This is a genomic window from Nocardioides sp. (assembly GCF_050246775.1).
Lineage (GTDB): Bacteria > Actinomycetota > Actinomycetes > Propionibacteriales > Nocardioidaceae > Nocardioides.
Genome location: NZ_JBFWVK010000001.1, coordinates 786851 through 803835 on the forward strand (window position 1 = coordinate 786851; position 16985 = coordinate 803835).

Annotated in this window: 15 protein-coding genes; all 15 read right to left on the minus strand. The window is 69.4% G+C overall.

Features of this window, described 5'->3' with window-relative positions; genetic code table 11:
• Positions 1–120: 120 nt before the first annotated feature.
• The 15 genes from AB7I40_RS03750 to AB7I40_RS03820 all read right to left on the minus strand — a co-directional run bounded on the left by AB7I40_RS03750 (position 121) and on the right by AB7I40_RS03820 (position 16952).
• Positions 121–855, minus strand: a complete 735-nt coding sequence (locus AB7I40_RS03750) for an SDR family NAD(P)-dependent oxidoreductase (protein WP_428343707.1) — start codon at positions 853–855, stop codon at positions 121–123.
• Entirely contained in the window at positions 852–2435 is a 1584-nt protein-coding gene (locus AB7I40_RS03755) for an acyl--CoA ligase family protein (RefSeq protein WP_428343708.1), read from the minus strand. Before AB7I40_RS03755 ends, AB7I40_RS03750 begins: the two co-directional genes overlap by 4 nt.
• Before the next feature lie 34 nt (positions 2436–2469).
• The gene (locus AB7I40_RS03760) at positions 2470–4086 is read right to left on the minus strand and encodes a thiamine pyrophosphate-binding protein (RefSeq protein WP_428343709.1); all 1617 of its coding nucleotides are present in this window, start codon (positions 4084–4086) and stop codon (positions 2470–2472) included.
• A 94-nt stretch (positions 4087–4180) separates the two neighbouring features.
• The gene (locus tag AB7I40_RS03765; RefSeq protein WP_428343710.1) at positions 4181–5206 is read right to left on the minus strand and encodes a Gfo/Idh/MocA family protein; all 1026 of its coding nucleotides are present in this window, start codon (positions 5204–5206) and stop codon (positions 4181–4183) included.
• Positions 5207–5420: 214 nt separating this feature from the next.
• Positions 5421–6080, minus strand: a complete 660-nt coding sequence (locus tag AB7I40_RS03770; RefSeq protein WP_428343711.1) for a TetR/AcrR family transcriptional regulator — start codon at positions 6078–6080, stop codon at positions 5421–5423.
• A 70-nt stretch (positions 6081–6150) separates the two neighbouring features.
• Complete coding sequence (locus AB7I40_RS03775) at positions 6151–6981, minus strand: HpcH/HpaI aldolase/citrate lyase family protein (protein ID WP_428343712.1); 831 nt, start codon at positions 6979–6981, stop codon at positions 6151–6153.
• Positions 6982–6993: 12 nt separating this feature from the next.
• On the minus strand, positions 6994–7278 hold the full coding sequence (locus AB7I40_RS03780) for a muconolactone Delta-isomerase (protein WP_428343713.1): 285 nt from the start codon (positions 7276–7278) through the stop codon (positions 6994–6996).
• 5 nt (positions 7279–7283) lie between these two features.
• Entirely contained in the window at positions 7284–8447 is a 1164-nt protein-coding gene (locus AB7I40_RS03785; RefSeq protein WP_428343714.1) for a CaiB/BaiF CoA transferase family protein, read from the minus strand.
• Positions 8444–9430, minus strand: a complete 987-nt coding sequence (locus tag AB7I40_RS03790; RefSeq protein ID WP_428343715.1) for an MBL fold metallo-hydrolase — start codon at positions 9428–9430, stop codon at positions 8444–8446. Before AB7I40_RS03790 ends, AB7I40_RS03785 begins: the two co-directional genes overlap by 4 nt.
• Positions 9430–10428 (minus strand): cyclase family protein, encoded by a 999-nt coding sequence (locus tag AB7I40_RS03795; RefSeq protein WP_428343716.1) that lies wholly within the window; start codon positions 10426–10428, stop codon positions 9430–9432. Before AB7I40_RS03795 ends, AB7I40_RS03790 begins: the two co-directional genes overlap by 1 nt.
• A 250-nt stretch (positions 10429–10678) precedes the next feature.
• Positions 10679–11593 (minus strand): NADP-dependent oxidoreductase, encoded by a 915-nt coding sequence (locus AB7I40_RS03800; RefSeq protein WP_428343717.1) that lies wholly within the window; start codon positions 11591–11593, stop codon positions 10679–10681.
• Between the two features lie 49 nt (positions 11594–11642).
• The gene (locus AB7I40_RS03805; protein ID WP_428347920.1) at positions 11643–12890 is read right to left on the minus strand and encodes a M24 family metallopeptidase; all 1248 of its coding nucleotides are present in this window, start codon (positions 12888–12890) and stop codon (positions 11643–11645) included.
• 73 nt (positions 12891–12963) lie between these two features.
• Complete coding sequence (locus AB7I40_RS03810) at positions 12964–14181, minus strand: acyl-CoA dehydrogenase family protein (protein WP_428343719.1); 1218 nt, start codon at positions 14179–14181, stop codon at positions 12964–12966.
• A gap of 171 nt (positions 14182–14352) precedes the next feature.
• Entirely contained in the window at positions 14353–15417 is a 1065-nt protein-coding gene (locus AB7I40_RS03815) for an ABC transporter permease (RefSeq protein ID WP_428343720.1), read from the minus strand.
• Between the two features lie 14 nt (positions 15418–15431).
• Positions 15432–16952, minus strand: a complete 1521-nt coding sequence (locus tag AB7I40_RS03820; RefSeq protein ID WP_428343721.1) for a sugar ABC transporter ATP-binding protein — start codon at positions 16950–16952, stop codon at positions 15432–15434.
• Positions 16953–16985 lie beyond the last annotated feature (33 nt).

A 16985-nucleotide genomic window follows, 5' to 3' on the forward strand; every position in this document is an offset into this window, starting at 1 on the left:
CGGCTCAGCCCGGCGGCTTCGCAATGGCGAACGACATATAGTTCGGCGCCAGGGTGTGCGTCGGCCGACACTCCCTTCGCGCGCAGTCCGGGGATCGTTGCGTTGGGCGACGGTCGACGGCTAGGCGCTGAGACCTGTGGTTCCACTCCGGGACAGGACGATCTTCGTCAGCGAGGTGGTGGCGCCGAGCCCGAGCAGCATCCGCACCACGGCGACGACGTCGTCCACGGGGATCATCGCTTCGACCGGGAGGGCGTCGGTGACCCAGGCCGACATGTCAGTGGCGACGTAGGCGGGTGCGACGGCGGTTGCCATCACGCCGTTGCCGGACTCCTCTGCGTTGAGAGCCTCCATGAGAGAGATCAAGGCGGCCTTCGAGGCCCCATAGACCGCGAGCCCCGGTTCGGCGTGAACCCCGGAGATGGACGAGAGTGCGATCACGCGCGCCCCGTGCTCACGGCGAGCGACAGCAGCGGCTCGCAGCAGAGGGAGTCCGGCCTGGACCAGGGTGATCGCCGAGGTCAGGTTGACTGCGATCGTCTTGTCCACCCGGGCCGCAGGCAGCTCCTCCAGAGGTCCACCGGTGCCCACACCCCCGGACAGGATGAGGCAGTCCATCGCCCCGAACGCCTGACGGTGGTGCTCGACGATGGCTGCAGGAGATGTCCGATCGCTGAGGTCGGCTGCAACACGCACGACGCGGGGCGCGCCGGCAACGGTCAGCTCGGCGGCGAGCCGGCCCAGGTCCTCGTCGCGACGGGAGGTCACGGTGAGCCCGAAACCCTGCCGCGCGAGCTCGAACGCGATGCCCCGCCCGATCCCGCGCGATGCGCCGGTGACGAGCGCGGTCCTCACGCCGTGTCTCCGCTCGCGGCTGCCGACCAAGGCTGGTCACGCTGCAGACCGTCGCGCAGGACACTCTTCTGGATCTTGCCGGTCGACGTCTTCGGAAGGTCGGTGAAGGTGATCGTCCGAGGGATCTTGAACCCGGCGAGGCGCTCGCGAAGGTGCGCCTTCAGCTCCGCCTCGGTCACGGTCGCACCTGTCCGCCGGGTCACGAACGCGATCGGCACCTCACCCCAGGTCGGGTCTCGATCGCCCACCACCGCCGACTCGACGACCTCCGGATGAGCGTCGATGGCCCGCTCGAGCTCCACCGAGGCGATGTTCTCCCCGCCAGAGATGATGATGTCCTTGGCACGGTCACGGATCTCGACGTACCCGTCTGGATGCAGCACGCCCAGGTCACCGGTGAGGAAGCTTCCGCTCCGCGTCGCGGCAGCCGTGGCCTGCTCGTCTCGGTAGTAGCCCAGCATCACGTCGTTGCCACTGACCGCGATCTCGCCGATCGTCTGCCCGTCGGGCGGCACGTCGATCCCGAACTGGTCCAGCACGCGCAGCGGGCGCGCGATGATGTTGCCGATCCCCTGCCGTGCGCGCAGCCGTGCAGCCTCTGACCCAGGGAGCTCGTCCCACTCCGGTTGCCACACATTGACCGCGACCGGCCCGAACGTCTCGGTCAACCCATACAGGTGCGTGACGTCGAAGCCGAGCGAATCCAAACGCTCCAGCAGTGTCGGCGACGGCGGCGCTCCCCCGGTGTCGACGTGCACCCGGCGAGAGAGCGGACGCGCACCCGGATCCTCCGCGATCATCGTCAGCACCGTCGGTGCGGCACTGAGGTTCGTGATCCCGGCATCGCGCAGCAGCCCCCAGATCGCCCCTGAGTCGACCCGGCGCAAGCACACGTGCGTGCCCCCGGCCGCCGTCACCGCCCAGGTGAAGCACCACCCGTTGCAGTGAAACATCGGCAGCGTCCACAGGTAGGCAGTGGAGGGTCCCAGCCCAGCGTGATAGGCCATGGCCACCGCTTGGAGGTACGCGCCTCGGTGGTGGTACATGACCCCCTTGGGGCGCCCCGTGGTGCCCGAGGTGTAGTTGACAGCGAGGAGCCCGCGCTCGTCCACGTCGACCCTGTCGGTGGCCGAGGCGGACGCCGGCAGCCACGACTCGTAGTCGTCCGCATCGCCCCCCGCGACCACCACGCGCACCCCAGCCAGGGCTGCGAGCTCCGCGGCCTGCGCGGCGAACTCGGCCGTGGCCACCAGGAGCCGAGCTCCCGAGTGCTCGACGATGTAGCGCATCTCCTCGACGGCCAGACGCACGTTGATCGACACGAGCACGGCGCCACGGGCCGGCACGGCCTGGTGCAGCTCCAGCATGACGTGGCTGTTCGCGCAGAGGGCGGCCACCCGGTCACCAGGCTCGACTCCCGATCGGGCGAGCGCCGTCACCAGCCGGTCACAGCGAGCCGCGAACTCGGCATACGTCAGCCGGACGTCGGCGTCCACCACCGCCAGACGTTGCGGGAACGCCTGCGCCGCGCGGTCCAGGAAATGGATGGGTGACAGGCTCGCGAACGTGAACTCAGCCACTGGTTCACCACCACCTTTCAGCCGGATGAGTCGTCTAGTGCCCGGCCGGGACCAGGTCGGGGTCGAGGTGCACGTCGACGAGCACCGGCCGGTCCCGCTGTGGGAGGTGGGCCAGTGCGCTCTCGAGCTCTGCGAGGTTGCGGACGGTGAAGCCGCGACCGCCGAGGGCGTCCGCGACCGGACCGAGATCGGGCCAGCGGAAGGTCGACATCACGGGATCCATCTCCCGTCTGACGAACTGGATGTGCTCGGCGCCGTACGAGCCGTCGTTGAGGACGAGCACGACCATGTCGAGCCCGTGACGGACGGCCGTGCTGAACTCGTTGAGGCCCCCCATCATGAACCCGCCGTCACCGGTCACCAGCAGCGTGGGGTGGCCCGGTCGACCGACGCTTGCTCCGATCGCTGTGCCCATGCCGAGCCCGATGGAGCCGAAGCTCGCCGTGTGGACGAAGTGGCGCGGGTCTTCGACGCCGATCATGGGCCACGCGGAGTGGATGAAGCGCCCGCTGTCGGTGACCACCGTCCGATCCGGAGCTACAGCAGCGTCGACCCGGCACACGGCCGTGTGGATGTCGACCGTTCGGTCCGTGCTGCGATCCGGCTGCTCACGCTGACGACCCGCGAGCTCGGCCGCCAGCTCCGGCGATGCGAAGGCCGACGGGGGGATCTCCGCCTCGTCGAGCAGGGCCACGAACTCGTCGGCAGTCACCGCGGCGTCGCTGAGGACGCCGACGTCCGGGTCGACATAGCGGCCCAGGGCGTGCCGATCCGCATCGACCTGCACCAGACGCCGGCCGTCGACGAGCCACCCTTCCGTGGTGGTGAAGCGGTTGAGCGACGCCCCGAACGCGATGATGCAGTCCGACGCCGCGAGCGTGGACAGGGCAACGTCGTGCGCGACGGTCCCGCAGATGCCGAGGTCGTGCGGCTCCCCGCGGAAGAGGTCGCGAGCCCTCAAGGTCGTGGCCAGGGGGGCCCCGATGCGGGACGCCAGGCGCAGCAGCGCCGCGCGCGCCGCGGGGTCGATGGCACCTCGCCCGGCCAGCACCACCGGGCGCTTCGCGCTGGCGATGATGCCGAGCGCGGCGTCGAGGGCCTCCTCTGACGGACGGATGCCGGCCTCGTCGACCCGACCAGATGCTGATCGGACGTACTCCGCCTCGGCCCACTGGAAGTTCACCGGCGTGTTGAGCACGATCGGCCGCTGCTCGACGTGAGCGCGGCGGAGCGCGTTGCCCAGGTCCTCGGCGAGGGTCGCCGGCGACCGCAGCTGCTCGAAGCCGGCGCCCGCGGCGAGGACGACCTCGCGCTGCGCGAGCTTCTGCGTGTGGTGCAGGTCCTCCGGCCGGGTGTCGCCGGCGATCAGCAGCACCGGGACGCGACCTCGCACGGCATCGGTCAACGCGGTGACCGTGTTGGTCAGACCCGGACCGTGGGTGACGGTCGCGACGCCGGTGCGACCGGTGACCTGGGCGTACCCGGACGCCGCCTCCACCGCGGTGGCCTCGTGGACGACGCCGACGTAGGTCGTCCCCTCCCGGCGCCGGAAGCTGTCCATGACGAAGAGGTTCCCGTCCCCGATCAAGCCGAAGACGGCGTCGATGCCGTGGTCGGTGAGACCGGCGGCCAACGCATCCTGGAAGAGCATGCGTATCTCCTCTATCGGCCCGCGTCGTCGCACGGGAGCTGGCTGGACCTCGGGGAGTCGGCGACCACCCGTGGGACGAGGACGATCTGGCTCGTCACGGCAGGGGCAACTTGACCTCGCGCCCGGTACGCGCGCTCAGGGCGACCGCCTCGGTGAGTTCCATGTAACCGACTCCTGTCTCGAAGCTCGGCTCCGGACGTCCCCCCGTCTGCACCGCCCGGATGAAGTCCTGCTCGATCGTCCACGGGGTCTCGAGGTCCGCAGGCAGCTCGATCGTCCTCAGCTCGCCGTCTCCCCGTCGAGCACCGCGCACGACGTCGGTCGTGAAGTTGTACTCCAGCGTCCCGTCCCGGCCGTACAGCGTGAGTGTCGAGTCGGGCGCGAAGAGGGACACCGCGCTCCACTCCAGGACGCCGAGGACCTCCGTGCCCCAGGTCCCGGTGACCTGCACGACATCGGGAACCTGCACGGTGTAGCCGTCGCGATCGGGGATGCTCACTCGCGACTGCGCGTGCAGCTTGACCGGCGACCCGAGCCAGCGCTGCAGGATCTCGAAGTAGATGCCCACGGCCATCGTGTTCAGCCCGCTCAGCTCGCGGCGCTGGCGCCAGTGGGGTGGTGCGCTCGGGTCGGCGAACATGTCGTTGTCGGCGACGAGCCTGAAGTGGAGCAGCGCTCCCACGTAGTCGTCGGCCAGCAGTTGCTGGAGGAGCCGGCCTGCCTTCATCCCCATGGGCGGCGCCGACAGCATCGTGACCAGCTCGGGATGTTTCCGCGCGGCCTCCAGCATGGACCTGGCCTCAGCAAGGTCCATGGCCATCCGCGCCTGGCAGAAGACGTGCTTGCCCTGCTCGAGCGCGGCGATCGTGACCGCCGCGTGCAGCACCGGCGGCGTCCCGATCCAGACGGCGTCGACATCGTCCCGGCCGACCAGGGACCTCCAGTCGTCCACGACCTCGGCGATCGCGAACTCGCGCGCGACCTGCCGTGCCGTCTCGGTCCGGGAGTTGCAGACGGCGACCAGCTCGACGCCGGGGATGGCCTGCAGGTTGGGCAGGTTCACCTCGCGCGCGATGCTGCCCGCCCCGACGATCCCGACACGCGTGCATCCAGCCTTCATCCGCAGGCTCCGTTCCTCGACCGTGCCGGGCAGCGCTCGAACGCGGCCTGGAGCCGACAGGCCGAATTCGTCGTCGAGGCGAGTCCGTGGCGAATCACTGCTCGAGGCTAGCGCGCTGAGGCGTCCCGAAACACGGACTCCGGAGCACATCTCTGGCGCAAGTTGTGTCTCGGTCGACACTGGCTCCCGGCGGGGCACCCCAGGTGCGGTCGGCTCAGCTGCCCGGGTCGTCGACTGCGGGCTCCGGGTGGCCGGGCAACCCGCTGACGAAGGCGTCCACGGCCATCGTCACCACGGCCTCGTGTTCCGGCTCGACCGGCGTGCGGTGGATGTGTTTGCGGACCAGGTAGTAGATCAGGGTCGATTGGAGGTGCCAGACCAGCTCGAGGTCGACGTCGTGGTCGAGCGTCAACGAGGCCTTCGCCTCGGCGGCGATGATGCCCATCACGTGGTCCACGTGGCCGGCGATGTAGAGACGCGTCATGTCGAGCCCGTCGAGGCTGGCGTACATCACGATGCGGATCCAGATGCCGTCGTCGATGGCATCCAGGTAACGCTGGTAGAAGTCGACGAGCCGGGTCCGCAACGGCGTGCGGCGGTCCTGGAGTTCGTTCGCCCACTGGTCGTCCCAGCGGGACTCGATCACCTCCTGGTAGACGCGCTCGATCAGCGCTTCCTTCGTGGGGAAGTAGCGGTAGATGAGCGGTTCGGAGATGTCGAGGCGAGCCGCCAGCTCCCGGGTCTGGGCGGCGAAGCCCCGCTCGGCGAAGAACTGGACCGCCGCGTCCAGGATCATGGCCTGGCGGGCTTCCGGTGAGAGCCTCGTCCGTGGACTACGTCTCCGGACCTCAGGCACGCGGCCTTCGTCGCTCACGGCCGACACGCACCTCGATCTCTCGACGCTGACACTCGGACTCTGGCACATGCTGCCAGACCTGGGCGGTTCAAGCGCCGGTCGTCGCTCGACGGAGTATGTCACGGGCCCGATCCTCGACGGGTCGGTCCACCATGGTGCCGTCGACGGCTCGCGCCTCGCCGCCGGAAGCCGTGGCGAGGATCCGCTCCGCCCAGGAGATCTGGGCAGCCGAGGGCGCAAGCCCCAACCGGGCCGCACCGATCTGGCGCGGGTGGACGCACAGCTTCCCGCGAAAGCCCAGGGAGGACGCGTGCGAAGCGTCGGCCGTGACCCGCTCTGTGTCGTCGAGGTTCGTGGTGACCCCATCGACGGGCCCGGCCAGCCCGGCGGCAGCGGAGGCGATCGCCAGCAGCGACCGCGCCGTCAGCAGTGCCTGCTGGTCGTCGGCGTCGACGCCGAGCTCGGTCGCGAGATCAACGTTGCCGAGGGCCAAGCGGATCACGACGTCACTGGCCGCGATAGCCGACGCGCGGGCGATGCCCTGTGCCGTCTCGAGCAGGGCCACCACCTGGACTCCGAGGCCGAGATCGCCTGCGGTCGACTCGGCCTCGGCGGCCGACTCGGTCTTGGACAGCATGACGTGGGTCGCGACACCCCGCAGCGCCTCGAGGTCGAGCGTGTGGTCCCGCGTGCCGCGCGCGTTCAGCCGCACGACGGCTGCCTCACCCGATCGCAGCCAGGACGCGACGTTGTCGCGAGCTGCGGGGCGGGCAGAGGGGTTGACGCCGTCCTCGAGATCGATGATGACGACCTCGGCCCCTGCCGACGCCGCCCGGCCGAACCGTTCAGGACGGTCGCCAGGGACGAACAGGAAGGTCGTGGCTATTCGTGGATCGACCACGTGGGTCCTCGCGCTCACGGTGCCAAGCCACTACTCGGTGGCTTCGAGATAGTGGAGCGCCAGCGCCTCGACCTCGATCGACATGTAGCGGAACGCCGGGAGGCCGGCGAGCAGGCGGTCGAGGTCGGAGGCGTCCGGCGCCGACCAGATCCCGACGTTCGAGGTTGTTCCCGGGAGACGCCAGATCCGCTGCACGACACCGCGCCTGCGGTAGCCCAGTCCGACCTCGCGCTCGGCAGCGAGCAGCGAGGTCCAGGCGTCGTCGTCCAGGGCGCTGGGCCTGGTGAGAACGATCCGAACGAGGAATTCCGCCATGACAGTCAGCCTCCGTCCCGTCCCGAGATCTCCTCGAGGACCTCGTCCGTGTGCTCTCCCAGCCCTGGCACGCGCGGCGTCCCTCCCGGGCCGTCGGCGCCGCCTGTCCGGAACGGATCGGCGACGACGCGAACCGTGTCGCCGTGCGGCAGGTCGATCGGCCGCCACCGCTGGGCCGCCTCGAGCTGGGGGTGCGCCGCCACGTCGGGGGTGTGGTTGAGCCGTCCCCACGGAATGCCCTGCCGGTCGAGGGCTGCCTCCAGGTCTGCGGGCGGCCACGCCACGACGGCCTTGGCCACCGCCGTCTCCACCTCCTCGCGATGCTGCAGACGTCCCGAGTTCGTGGACAACCGTGCGTCCTGCGCCGCGTCACCCAGGTCGAGCACCTCGCACAGGAGCAGCCACTGCCGGTCGTTCTGCACGGCGATGTTCACCACCGTGCCGTCAGCGGCCAGGAACGGGCCGTACGGCGTGATCGTCGCGTGCCGAGTCCCCGCCGGGTCGATCGTCACGCCACCCTCGCGGTAGGCGAGGAGCAGCGGGCTCATCCACTCGGCCAGGACGTCGAACATGGAGATGTGGAGGCGTCGCCCGAGGCCGGTCACGTCGCGGGCCCTCAGCGCCGCGAGGATCGCCGCCACCGCGTAGATGCCGCCGCCGAGGTCGGCCAGCGAGACACCCGGCTTGGCCGGCTCCCCAGGGAGCCCAGTGCTCGCGGTGACGCCGGCTTCGCCCTGCACCAGCAGGTCGAACGCCTTCCGCTCGCGATAGGGACCTGACGGGCCGTACCCGCTGATCTCGCAGGTCACGAGCCGCGGGTTCAGCTGCTCCAGCTCCGTCCGCGGCACGAGGCGGTCGACGGCGCCCGGGCTGAGGTTGGAGAGGAACACGTCAGCGGTCTCGAGGAGCCGGCGCAGCGTCGCGTTGCCCTCTGCTGACTTCACGTCCAGCACGATCGACCGCTTGCCGTAGTTGAGCCAGACGAAGTGTGACGCCAGGCCGTGCACGAAGGTGTCGTAGTTGCGGGAGAAGTCGCCGCCGTCCGGTCTCTCCACCTTCACGACGTCGGCCCCGAGGTCGGCGAGATGCCGTGAGCACAGGGGTGCCGCGACGGCCTGCTCGAGCGCGACCACCCGCAGGCCCGCCAGCGGGCCCCCGGCGTCGCTCATGATCCGAACGTCAGGACCGTGCCCACGGCCGGCTGCAGGTACCTGTCGGGCATCAACTCGAGGAAAGCGGCGTGCGTGCGGATCCCGCTGCAGTGCATGGGGATGATGCGCGCCACGTCGCGTTCGCGCATCCCGTCGACGGTGAGGCCCACATTGTCCTGCGGAGTCGTCGGGAAGCCCAGGTGGAATCCGCCGAGGACCGCCAAGACCGGCTTGGGGCCACAGATCTCACGCGCCCGGTCGACCGTGTTCAGGACACCGGCGTGGGCGCACCCGGTGAGCACGACCAGGCCCTTGTCCTTGACGTCGATGACCAGCCCCTGCTCCTCCCGGACCTCGTCCAGCCCGTAGGTGCCGTCCGCCCGAACCTGGTACAGCCCCGGCGCGTGCGGCTCCCGCGGTTCGACAGGGCCCTCGAAGCCCACGTTCCTGGGGATGAACCCCGTCGTGTAGATGCCGCAGCCGAGGTCGAGCGCGCCTTCGGTGAGCACCGGACGTCCGCCGTGACGCTCGATGTCGTCCACGGTGAACGCCTGGTTGTAGTACTGCGAGGTCCGCCCGTCCCCCATGACCGCGTACCGCGGGAGGAAGGCATCGGGCGCGGTCGCCACCGGGATCGTGCGGTCGAACGCGTCGAGGAACGAGTAGACGCCGCCGTAGTGGTCGGGATGCCCGTGGCTGATCACCACGTGCTCGATCCTGGTCGCATCGACACCGAGCACGTCGAGGTTGTGCATGAGCACCGTCCCGGTGAGCCCGACGTCGAACAGCACGGTGGACTCGTACCGACCGCGGCGCGCCGTGACGAGGAGGCTGATGCCGTTCTCCGCCTGCGGCGGGATCCGACGCTGGTCGAAGTGCTCGATCAGCCCGGTGCGCACGCAGTGGTCGCCCTCGCCGAGGTCGAGGTCGGGAAGCAGCATGTCGACCCAGTTCTCGACCAGCACCGTGATCTCGACACTGTCGGCCTGGAAGATCCCCATCAGAAGATCGCGAGGGGGTTGATCGGCGATCCGACCGCCCCGGTGATCGGCAGGGGCGGCGCCGTGAAGAAGAACTCGTAGCGACCCTCCTCCTGGCACGCGACGGACAGGCCTTCGAGATCGAAGATCTCTCCGATGGTCAGCCCGGCATTGACCAGCATGATCAGGTGGAGCGGCTGGAAGACCCCCGGTGTGTCGTTGGGCAGGACCTCGGTTCCCCAGGTGTCCGTCGCCATCGCCGCGATCTCGTGGGCCGCCAGCCAGTGCGCGGCCCGGTGGCCGAGGCCCGGCGCCGGCCCGCCGTCGTACTGCCCCCACGACCCCGCCGAGCGCACCTGGGCGATCTGGCCGGTCCGCACCAGCACGATGTCACCGGAGCGGACCTCGACGGCCTGCGCCTCGGCGCAGGCCGACAGCTCGACGTCGTCGATGGCGTCGCCCGGCTCGAGCCAGTCCACGCCCCGGTGCCGCGGGATGTCGAGCAGGATGCCGCGCCCGACCACCCCGTCCGCGATCTTCTCGATCCCGTTGACGGTGGCGCCGGTGCTGGTGACGTGCTCGAGCCCGTGGCCGTTGTACATCTGCCCGCGGTAGAAGATGTGGGCCAACGCGTCCCACTGCGTCGCGCACTGCAGGGGCATGGCCACGGCGTCGTCGGTGTAGCGCAGGATCGCGAGGTGGTCCTGGGCACCCAGCGCGATGTCACCGCCGTCCTGGAGCATGGAGTGCACCGGGTTGGTCCGACCGCCGAAACCCCCGCTCTGCGGACCGTTGCTGTCGAAGGGAAGCCCGCAGGAGACGACGCGTCCGGCCTTGATCATCGTCGCGGCGTACCGCAGGACCTCGGGGGTGATGAAGTTCAGCGTCCCCCGCTGGTCGTCGGCCCCCCAGCGGCCCCAGTTCCGGTAGCGGAGGCAGAGCTCGTCGACCAGCGCGATCCATTCGTCGTCGGTGACGGGCAGGACTCCCGGCTCGTTGGTGGATTGCACGTCGGTCATGGGGAGCCCTTCCTCGAGGCGCTCTGGCGCGCCGTGTGTGACGGTCGACCACCGGGATGCGTCGATCCCGTCGGCCGTCGCCTCGGATGTCCGGGCTGTGGACGTCGCTGGGAATCGGGATGGGATGGGAGCAGCCCGCCGGGCTATGCCGACGATGTCAGAGGCAGAAGCGAAGATCGACGTCCACGACAACACAAGTACGCCAGTTCGATGTCGCTGCGGACATGTCGCGTCGGCAGACCGCGCCCCGTCAGGGCACCAGGACCAGCCGGCCGCCGACTCCGCCGGCAGCGAGTCGCCGGTGCGCTCCCGCGACGTCGGCGAGTGGCATCGCCAACGCGACGGGAAGGACCAGATCACCGGTCGCAGCCAGGGAGGACAGCTCGCCGAGCCGCTCGGCCCGTCGGTCGAGCTGGCTGACCCGTACCTGCACCGAGCGGATGCCGCGATCGCCCGCGACAGGTCCCGCAACCGTGACCAGAGTGCCGCCGTCGCGGATCACCGTCAGCGCGGCCGCACCGATCCCGGGGGTGTCCAGCACCGCGTCGACCGCACGAGGCAGTGAGTTGCGATCCACGACCTCGGCCCCGAGCGCGCGCACGTGCGCGGCATCCGGCTCGCCAGCTGTCGCGGTGACCCGCAGGCCCGCACGGAGCGCGAGCTGCACGGCGAACCAGCCGATCCCACCGGTCCCACCGAACACCACTAGGTGGCGGCCCGGCGCGAGCTCGGCCGCTTCGATTGCGGCGAGCGCGGTCAGCCCGTCGAGCGGGAGCGTGGCGGCTCGAGTGGGCTCGACGCCCTCCGGTGCCGGCGCGACCGATCCAGCCGCAAGTACGACCCGCTCTGCCTGTGCCCCCGTCGGTACGGCGATCGCGGGCTGCATGCCGAGCACCCGTTGACCGACCTGCAGGTCGACCTCGTCGCCGACCGCGTCGATCCTTCCGACGCAGTCCCAGCCCAGCCCCCACTCGAAGCCGTGCTCGGGCGCCGGCACCATCCCGGCTCGCACGATCGCGCCCGCGCGCGTGAGCAGGTCGAACGGGTGGACCACCGCGGCCTCGACGGCGATCCGCACCTCGCCAGCCCGCGGCTCCGGCTCGGGGCGATCCGCCAGCCGCAGCACCTCCGGACCGCCGAACTCGCTGAACACTGCAGCCTTCATGTCCGTTTCTCGCTCTCAGGTAGGAGGCCTGCCGACAGCGGGGCCGCGCCTAGGCATCCGCCGGGACGACCCTCAGCGCCGCGGGGTCGTAGGCGTGGAGGGACTCCAAGCCGGTCTCGGTGAACACGCACGCGGAGGCGACCCACAGCGCCCGGCCGTCCTGGGTGTGCGGGTTGACGCTGATCCGGACTGCCATGCCGGGCTCGAACGTCGCGGAGGCGCCGGGCCGGTTCGCGGCGGGATCGTCCCCGGAGGACGGCCACCCGACCATGGGCGGGGAGTTGTAGGCGCTCCAGCCGCTCACCAGCGGGAAGGGCACGGTCCACCCGGCCTTCGCGACCGGATCCATGAGCCGGTCGGCGTCTGCGCTCGTCATGCCCGGCTTCAGCTCCGCGAGCGCCGTCCGGTACACCTCCGAGGCGACGTCGAACAGGGCTCGGTACTCCTTCGTGGGCTCCCCTGTGAACCAGGTCGTCATGAGCTTCCCGTAGTAGCCGCCGAAGCCGACGCTGTGCTCGGAGAGGACGACCTCGTCAGGTCCCACTTCCTTGTGGGTGGGGTACGGGTCGGGGTAGGTCATCGTGGGATGGGCCATCGACGTCGAGCTCATGTGGATGTATGCGGTGTTGCCACGCAGCTTCTGGGCGGCGGCGTAGCCGATCTCGGACAGGTCGTGGTGGCGAACCCCGGGCCTCGTGGCCTGCACGACCGCCTCCTGGGCGGCGTCGTTGATCGACGCCGCGCGACGCTGGTGGTCGATCTCCTCGTCGCTCTTGATCAGGCGCCACTGCTCGTAGAGCTCGCTGACGACGCGGAGCTCAGCCTCAGGAAGCGCCTCGGCGAAGTGGGCGGTCGCCTCGGTGGGGAGCGACATGTTCCACCAGGATGCGTTGAGCGGCCCCACGACGCCGATCCGGCCGCGCTCGAGACCCAGCTCCTTCAGCCGGTCGGTCACTCCGAGCTCGCAACGAGTCCCGACACTGCGGATGTCGGTAAGGCAGGAGAGGTCCTTCGCGTTCGGCAGGTGCGGTGCGATCGGGATGAACACGGTGGGCTCGTCGTGCAGCGGGACGACGACGTAGGTGTGGATGAACGCCGCGTAGTTCGACAGGTAGACGGCGTTGATCTGGCCCAGGTCGCGGCCGGCGAACGAGTGCGCCCCGTAGATCACCAGCGCGTCGAGACCCTGCTCCTCCATGCCCCGGCGGACGACACGGAAGCGGCGCTCGTACTCAGCCAGCGAGAAGGGCGGGAGCCAGTCGTTGTCGACCATGTTCGCGTTGAGGGTCAGGGTCATCGTTCCTCTTGCCATGGGTAGTCGGTGCGGGGGTTGGAAGGGATGGGCCGTGCTCGGCACCGCGGGTACGTCGTCAGGACGCGACGTTCACCTGGGCGACCGGGCCCTGACGGGTCCCGGCCAGCACGTGACCCATGATCATCAACTGCACGTCGAGTGGGGCCGGATGCAGCCCGGTCGCGGCGTCGCGCAGCAGCTTCTCGACGCCGACGTCGGTGAACGTGCCTGGGCCGCCGAAGATGCGCACGGCGTCGAGAGCCACCTTCATCGCCGCTTCCGAGCCGAGCACGCGGGCCATGCGCAGGACGATCGGGTCGGCCTGGTCGGGGTGCTGTGCGGCCCACGCTGCCTTCCAGATCGTGGTGCGGGCCGCCTCGATGGTCATCGCCATCTCGCCGATCTGCCGGGCCACCATCTGGTGCTCGATGATGGGCTTGCCGCCCTGCACCCGGTTCTTCGCGTACTCGAGCGCCATGTCGAAGGCGGCGCGAGCGACGCCCAGGCAGCGCGCACCGACCCAGTAGCGGCCGATGGTGAAGCGCGACAGCTCGGCGAAACCGGAGTTCCATGCCGAGAGCTGGTTCTCCTTCGGGATGCGGCAGTCGTCGAACTCGAGCCTGGCGATGGGCGCGAGCCGGTGCCCCATCAGGTCGAACGTGTGCGCGAGCCTGAACCCGGGCGTGTCCTTGGGGACGATGAACGCGGTGAGGCCCTCCGTGAACGGCACCGACAGGTCGGTGCGGGCGAACACGATGAACACGTTCGCACCCGTGCTGTAGCTGATGTAGGTCTTGACTCCGTTGAGGACGACCTCGTCCCCATCGGGAACGGCCTCGAGCAACGGGCCCGCCTCGGGCGAGTCGTACGGCAGCTGGGCGTCTGTGCCCGCGGTGGGCTCGGTCAGGGCCAGCGCGTAGACCGATCGGGGATCGTCGAGGTAGGGGCGGATGAAGGTGTCGCGGTGGAAGTCGTTGCCCATGCGGTCGATGAGCGAGATGGCGTTCCAGTACTGCGCGATGATCCCGGTGGAGCCGACGTCGCCAGCGCCGAACTCCTCCATGATGAGGCACATCGTGACCTCGTCGACCGGCGTGCCGCCGTACGCCTCGGGCAGCCCGAACCGCATCAGCCCGATGCTGTGCGCCTTCTCGATCATCTGCCAGGGGAAGCGCTCGTTGGGATCGACGACCTTGTCGAGCTCGGCCGCCATGGGGCGCACGGTCGAGTCCATGAAGTCGCGCACCCACGTGACGTGAGCCCGCTGCTCCTCGGTGATCCGAAAGTCAACCACTGCACACCCTTCTGGGCCGGCGATGCTGCCGGGCCGCTGCTTAAGACCTGAGAGGCGATCGCCACCCTGGCATCCTGCGCCGTCGGCGTCTCCCTACCTATAGCCCACCGCCCACAGTCCCGGTGGAGTTATGTCCGGATCGACATCCGGGACGACGTCGTACCTGCGCCCTCAGCCGGTCCGGCGGCCGCGCCGCACCGCGAGGCCAACGGCGGCGATGAGCGCAACCCCGTTGAAGAGGTCGCTGACCCAGAACTGGGCCCCGATCAGTAGGAGGCCCTTGACGCCCAGTCCCAGGACGTAGACCGCCAGGAGCGTCCCGAGAACGTTGGCGCGTCCGTTCTTGATCTGCGTCGAGCCCAGGAACACAGCAGCGAACGCGGGGAGGAGGAAGGGAGGGCCGGCGGTCAGCGAGCCGGACCCGATGACGGCCGCGAAGATGACCCCCGCGAGGGCTGCGATGGTGCCCGAGAACAGCAGGGCCGAGACGATCATCCGCTCGGTTCGCACCCCGCTCAATCGAGCAGACACCTCGTTCCCGCCCGTGGCGTAGAGCTGTCGTCCGAGCGGGCGGTACTCCATGACGTAGAGAAGAACGGCCGCCAGGGCCACGAGATACACGAACGGCAGGGGAATGCCCCACAGGTCGCCTTGACCGAGACGCACGAAGTCCGGCGAGATCCCGGCGACGATCGGCTCATTTCCGGTGACCCAGTACACCATCGCACCCAGGATCGAGGACATTCCCAGTGTCGCGATGAACGAGTCGATCCGCAGGACGATGATGAGCAGAGAGTTCACCAGCCCGACGCCCGCACCGATGCACAGCGTGAGCAGGATCGCCATCGGGAAGTCGATTCCCATGGCCTGGAACTTCGTCACCAGCACGACCGCGAGACCGAGCATCGCACCCACCGAGAGATCGAAGATCCCCGCCGCCAGGGGTGCCAGGAGCGCCAGGGCCAGGATTGCGACGATCGCCTGCTGGGAGGCGACTGCCTTGAGCGTCTGGGTGGTCAGGAACGTGTCGGGAACCCAGATGCTGAACGTGATGATGATGACGGCCAGGACGTACAGACCGCTGAACCGGTCGAATCCCCACCTCAGGCGGCGTCGCCGTCCGGCTTCCTCGACCGGTGCGTTCACGCCCGACAGGTCCCGCTCGGAGAAGGAGCTCTCGGCGTGCGGCGGCGCGGTGGCGGCTGGGACGCCGACCTCCTTCGAGGTCTCATTCATGATGGCACCTTCCATTAGAGAACGAGCTCGTCGAGAAGGTCACTGGTGACCTCGGTCCGGCCCAGTTCGTGAGCGACCTCGCCCTTCCGCAGCACGATGGTCCGGTGGCACAGCCGAGCCACCTCCTCGTGGTCGGATGAGCAGAGGAGGATGGCCATGCCCTCGGCGACGGCAGCCTCCATGAGCTTGTGGATCTCGGCCTTGGCCGCGACGTCGACCCCGCGGGTCGGATCGTCGAGCACCATCACCTTGACCGAGGTCCGAAGGACCTTCGCCAACACGGCCTTCTGCTGGTTCCCACCGGACAGGCTCGTGATGTCGGCCGACGGGGACGCCAGCTTGATGTCGAGGGTCTCGATCCACTGCCTCGCGTGCGCGTCCTCCAGGGAGCTTCGGAGGATGCCTCGGGAGACGAACGGCGACAGCTCCGAGATCGTGATGTTCTCGCAAACCGAGAAGCCAGGGACGAGCCCGTATTTGGCCCGGTCGCCGGAGACGAGCCACATTCCGAGCTTGCGGGCGCGTGACGGGTCAATCCGCGACAGGGTTCTCGATGCGAGCCGGATGGACCCCGACACCGGGCGGGCCAGACCCAGGAGGAGCAGGGGGAGCTCCTCGGAGCCGGATCCCGTCAGCCCGACCACGCCCAGGATCTCGCCCGGCCACAGCTCCAGGCTCAGGTCGTGGAGCACCCGCCCGCTCAGACCGCTCGCCACCAGTGCCGGGTCTCCACCGTGACGCTCGCAGACGGACGCCTGGACGGCAGACAGCCGACGCCCGATCATCAGCTCGATCAGCTTGTCACGATCCAGATGGGCCTTGTCGAACGTCCCGACCCGGACTCCGTCGCGCAGGACGGTGACACGGTCGGCGATGCCCAGTACCTCGTCGAGGTGGTGGGAGACGATGACGACCCCGACACCGTTGTCGCGAACGCGTTCGACCACGTCGAAGAGCCGTCGTGCGTCAGGTCCGCTGAGCGATGCCGTCGGCTCGTCGAGGACGAGGAACCGAAGACCACCCTGCGGTACGTCGGTGGCGCGGACGATGGCGATCAGAGTCCTCTCGGCGAGCGTGAGCTCCTCGACAGGAACGGTGACGTCGATGTCCACCCCCAGCCCGTCGAGCAGCGCCCGCGCCCGCTTGCGACCCTCACGCCACCGGATCCGCCCCCCGGAGACGTGGTAGCCGCGCCCCAGGCCCAGGTTGTCGACGGTGTCCATGTTGCCGATGAGCCCGAGCTCCTGGTGCACGAAGCGGATGCCGGTCTCTTCCGCGGATGATGCGCTGCCGAGCGCGAAGGCCCGGCCGGCCACCGAGCACGACCATCCCTCGTCGGGTTGGTGGAATCCTGCGAGCACCTTGATGAGCGTCGACTTCCCCGAGCCGTTCGATCCGACGAGGGCGTGTACCTCGCCGGGCCGGACCTCGAACTCGACGTCGCTGAGCGCCTTCTCCCCGCCGAACGACTTCGAGAGGTGGCGTACGTGAAGGGTGTCCACGTTCAGGGCAGTCGCCGTCGTGTCTGTCAGCATGATCCGCGGGTCCTCGTCCGTGTGGGGGTCGGC

What these genes read in the sequence shown, in the direction of transcription:
- AB7I40_RS03760 (WP_428343709.1), bottom strand. Translation starts at nt 4,086, where the DNA reads ATGCTCTTCCAGGATGCGTTGGCCGCCGGTCTCACCGACCACGGCATC.
- AB7I40_RS03765 (WP_428343710.1), bottom strand. Translation starts at nt 5,206, where the DNA reads ATGAAGGCTGGATGCACGCGTGTCGGGATCGTCGGGGCGGGCAGCATC.
- AB7I40_RS03780 (WP_428343713.1), bottom strand. Translation starts at nt 7,278, where the DNA reads ATGGCGGAATTCCTCGTTCGGATCGTTCTCACCAGGCCCAGCGCCCTG.
- AB7I40_RS03785 (WP_428343714.1), bottom strand. Translation starts at nt 8,447, where the DNA reads ATGAGCGACGCCGGGGGCCCGCTGGCGGGCCTGCGGGTGGTCGCGCTC.
- AB7I40_RS03790 (WP_428343715.1), bottom strand. Translation starts at nt 9,430, where the DNA reads ATGGGGATCTTCCAGGCCGACAGTGTCGAGATCACGGTGCTGGTCGAG.
- AB7I40_RS03795 (WP_428343716.1), bottom strand. Translation starts at nt 10,428, where the DNA reads ATGACCGACGTGCAATCCACCAACGAGCCGGGAGTCCTGCCCGTCACC.
- AB7I40_RS03800 (WP_428343717.1), bottom strand. Translation starts at nt 11,593, where the DNA reads ATGAAGGCTGCAGTGTTCAGCGAGTTCGGCGGTCCGGAGGTGCTGCGG.
- AB7I40_RS03805 (WP_428347920.1), bottom strand. Translation starts at nt 12,890, where the DNA reads ATGACCCTGACCCTCAACGCGAACATGGTCGACAACGACTGGCTCCCG.
- AB7I40_RS03815 (WP_428343720.1), bottom strand. Translation starts at nt 15,417, where the DNA reads ATGAATGAGACCTCGAAGGAGGTCGGCGTCCCAGCCGCCACCGCGCCG.
- AB7I40_RS03820 (WP_428343721.1), bottom strand. Translation starts at nt 16,952, where the DNA reads ATGCTGACAGACACGACGGCGACTGCCCTGAACGTGGACACCCTTCAC.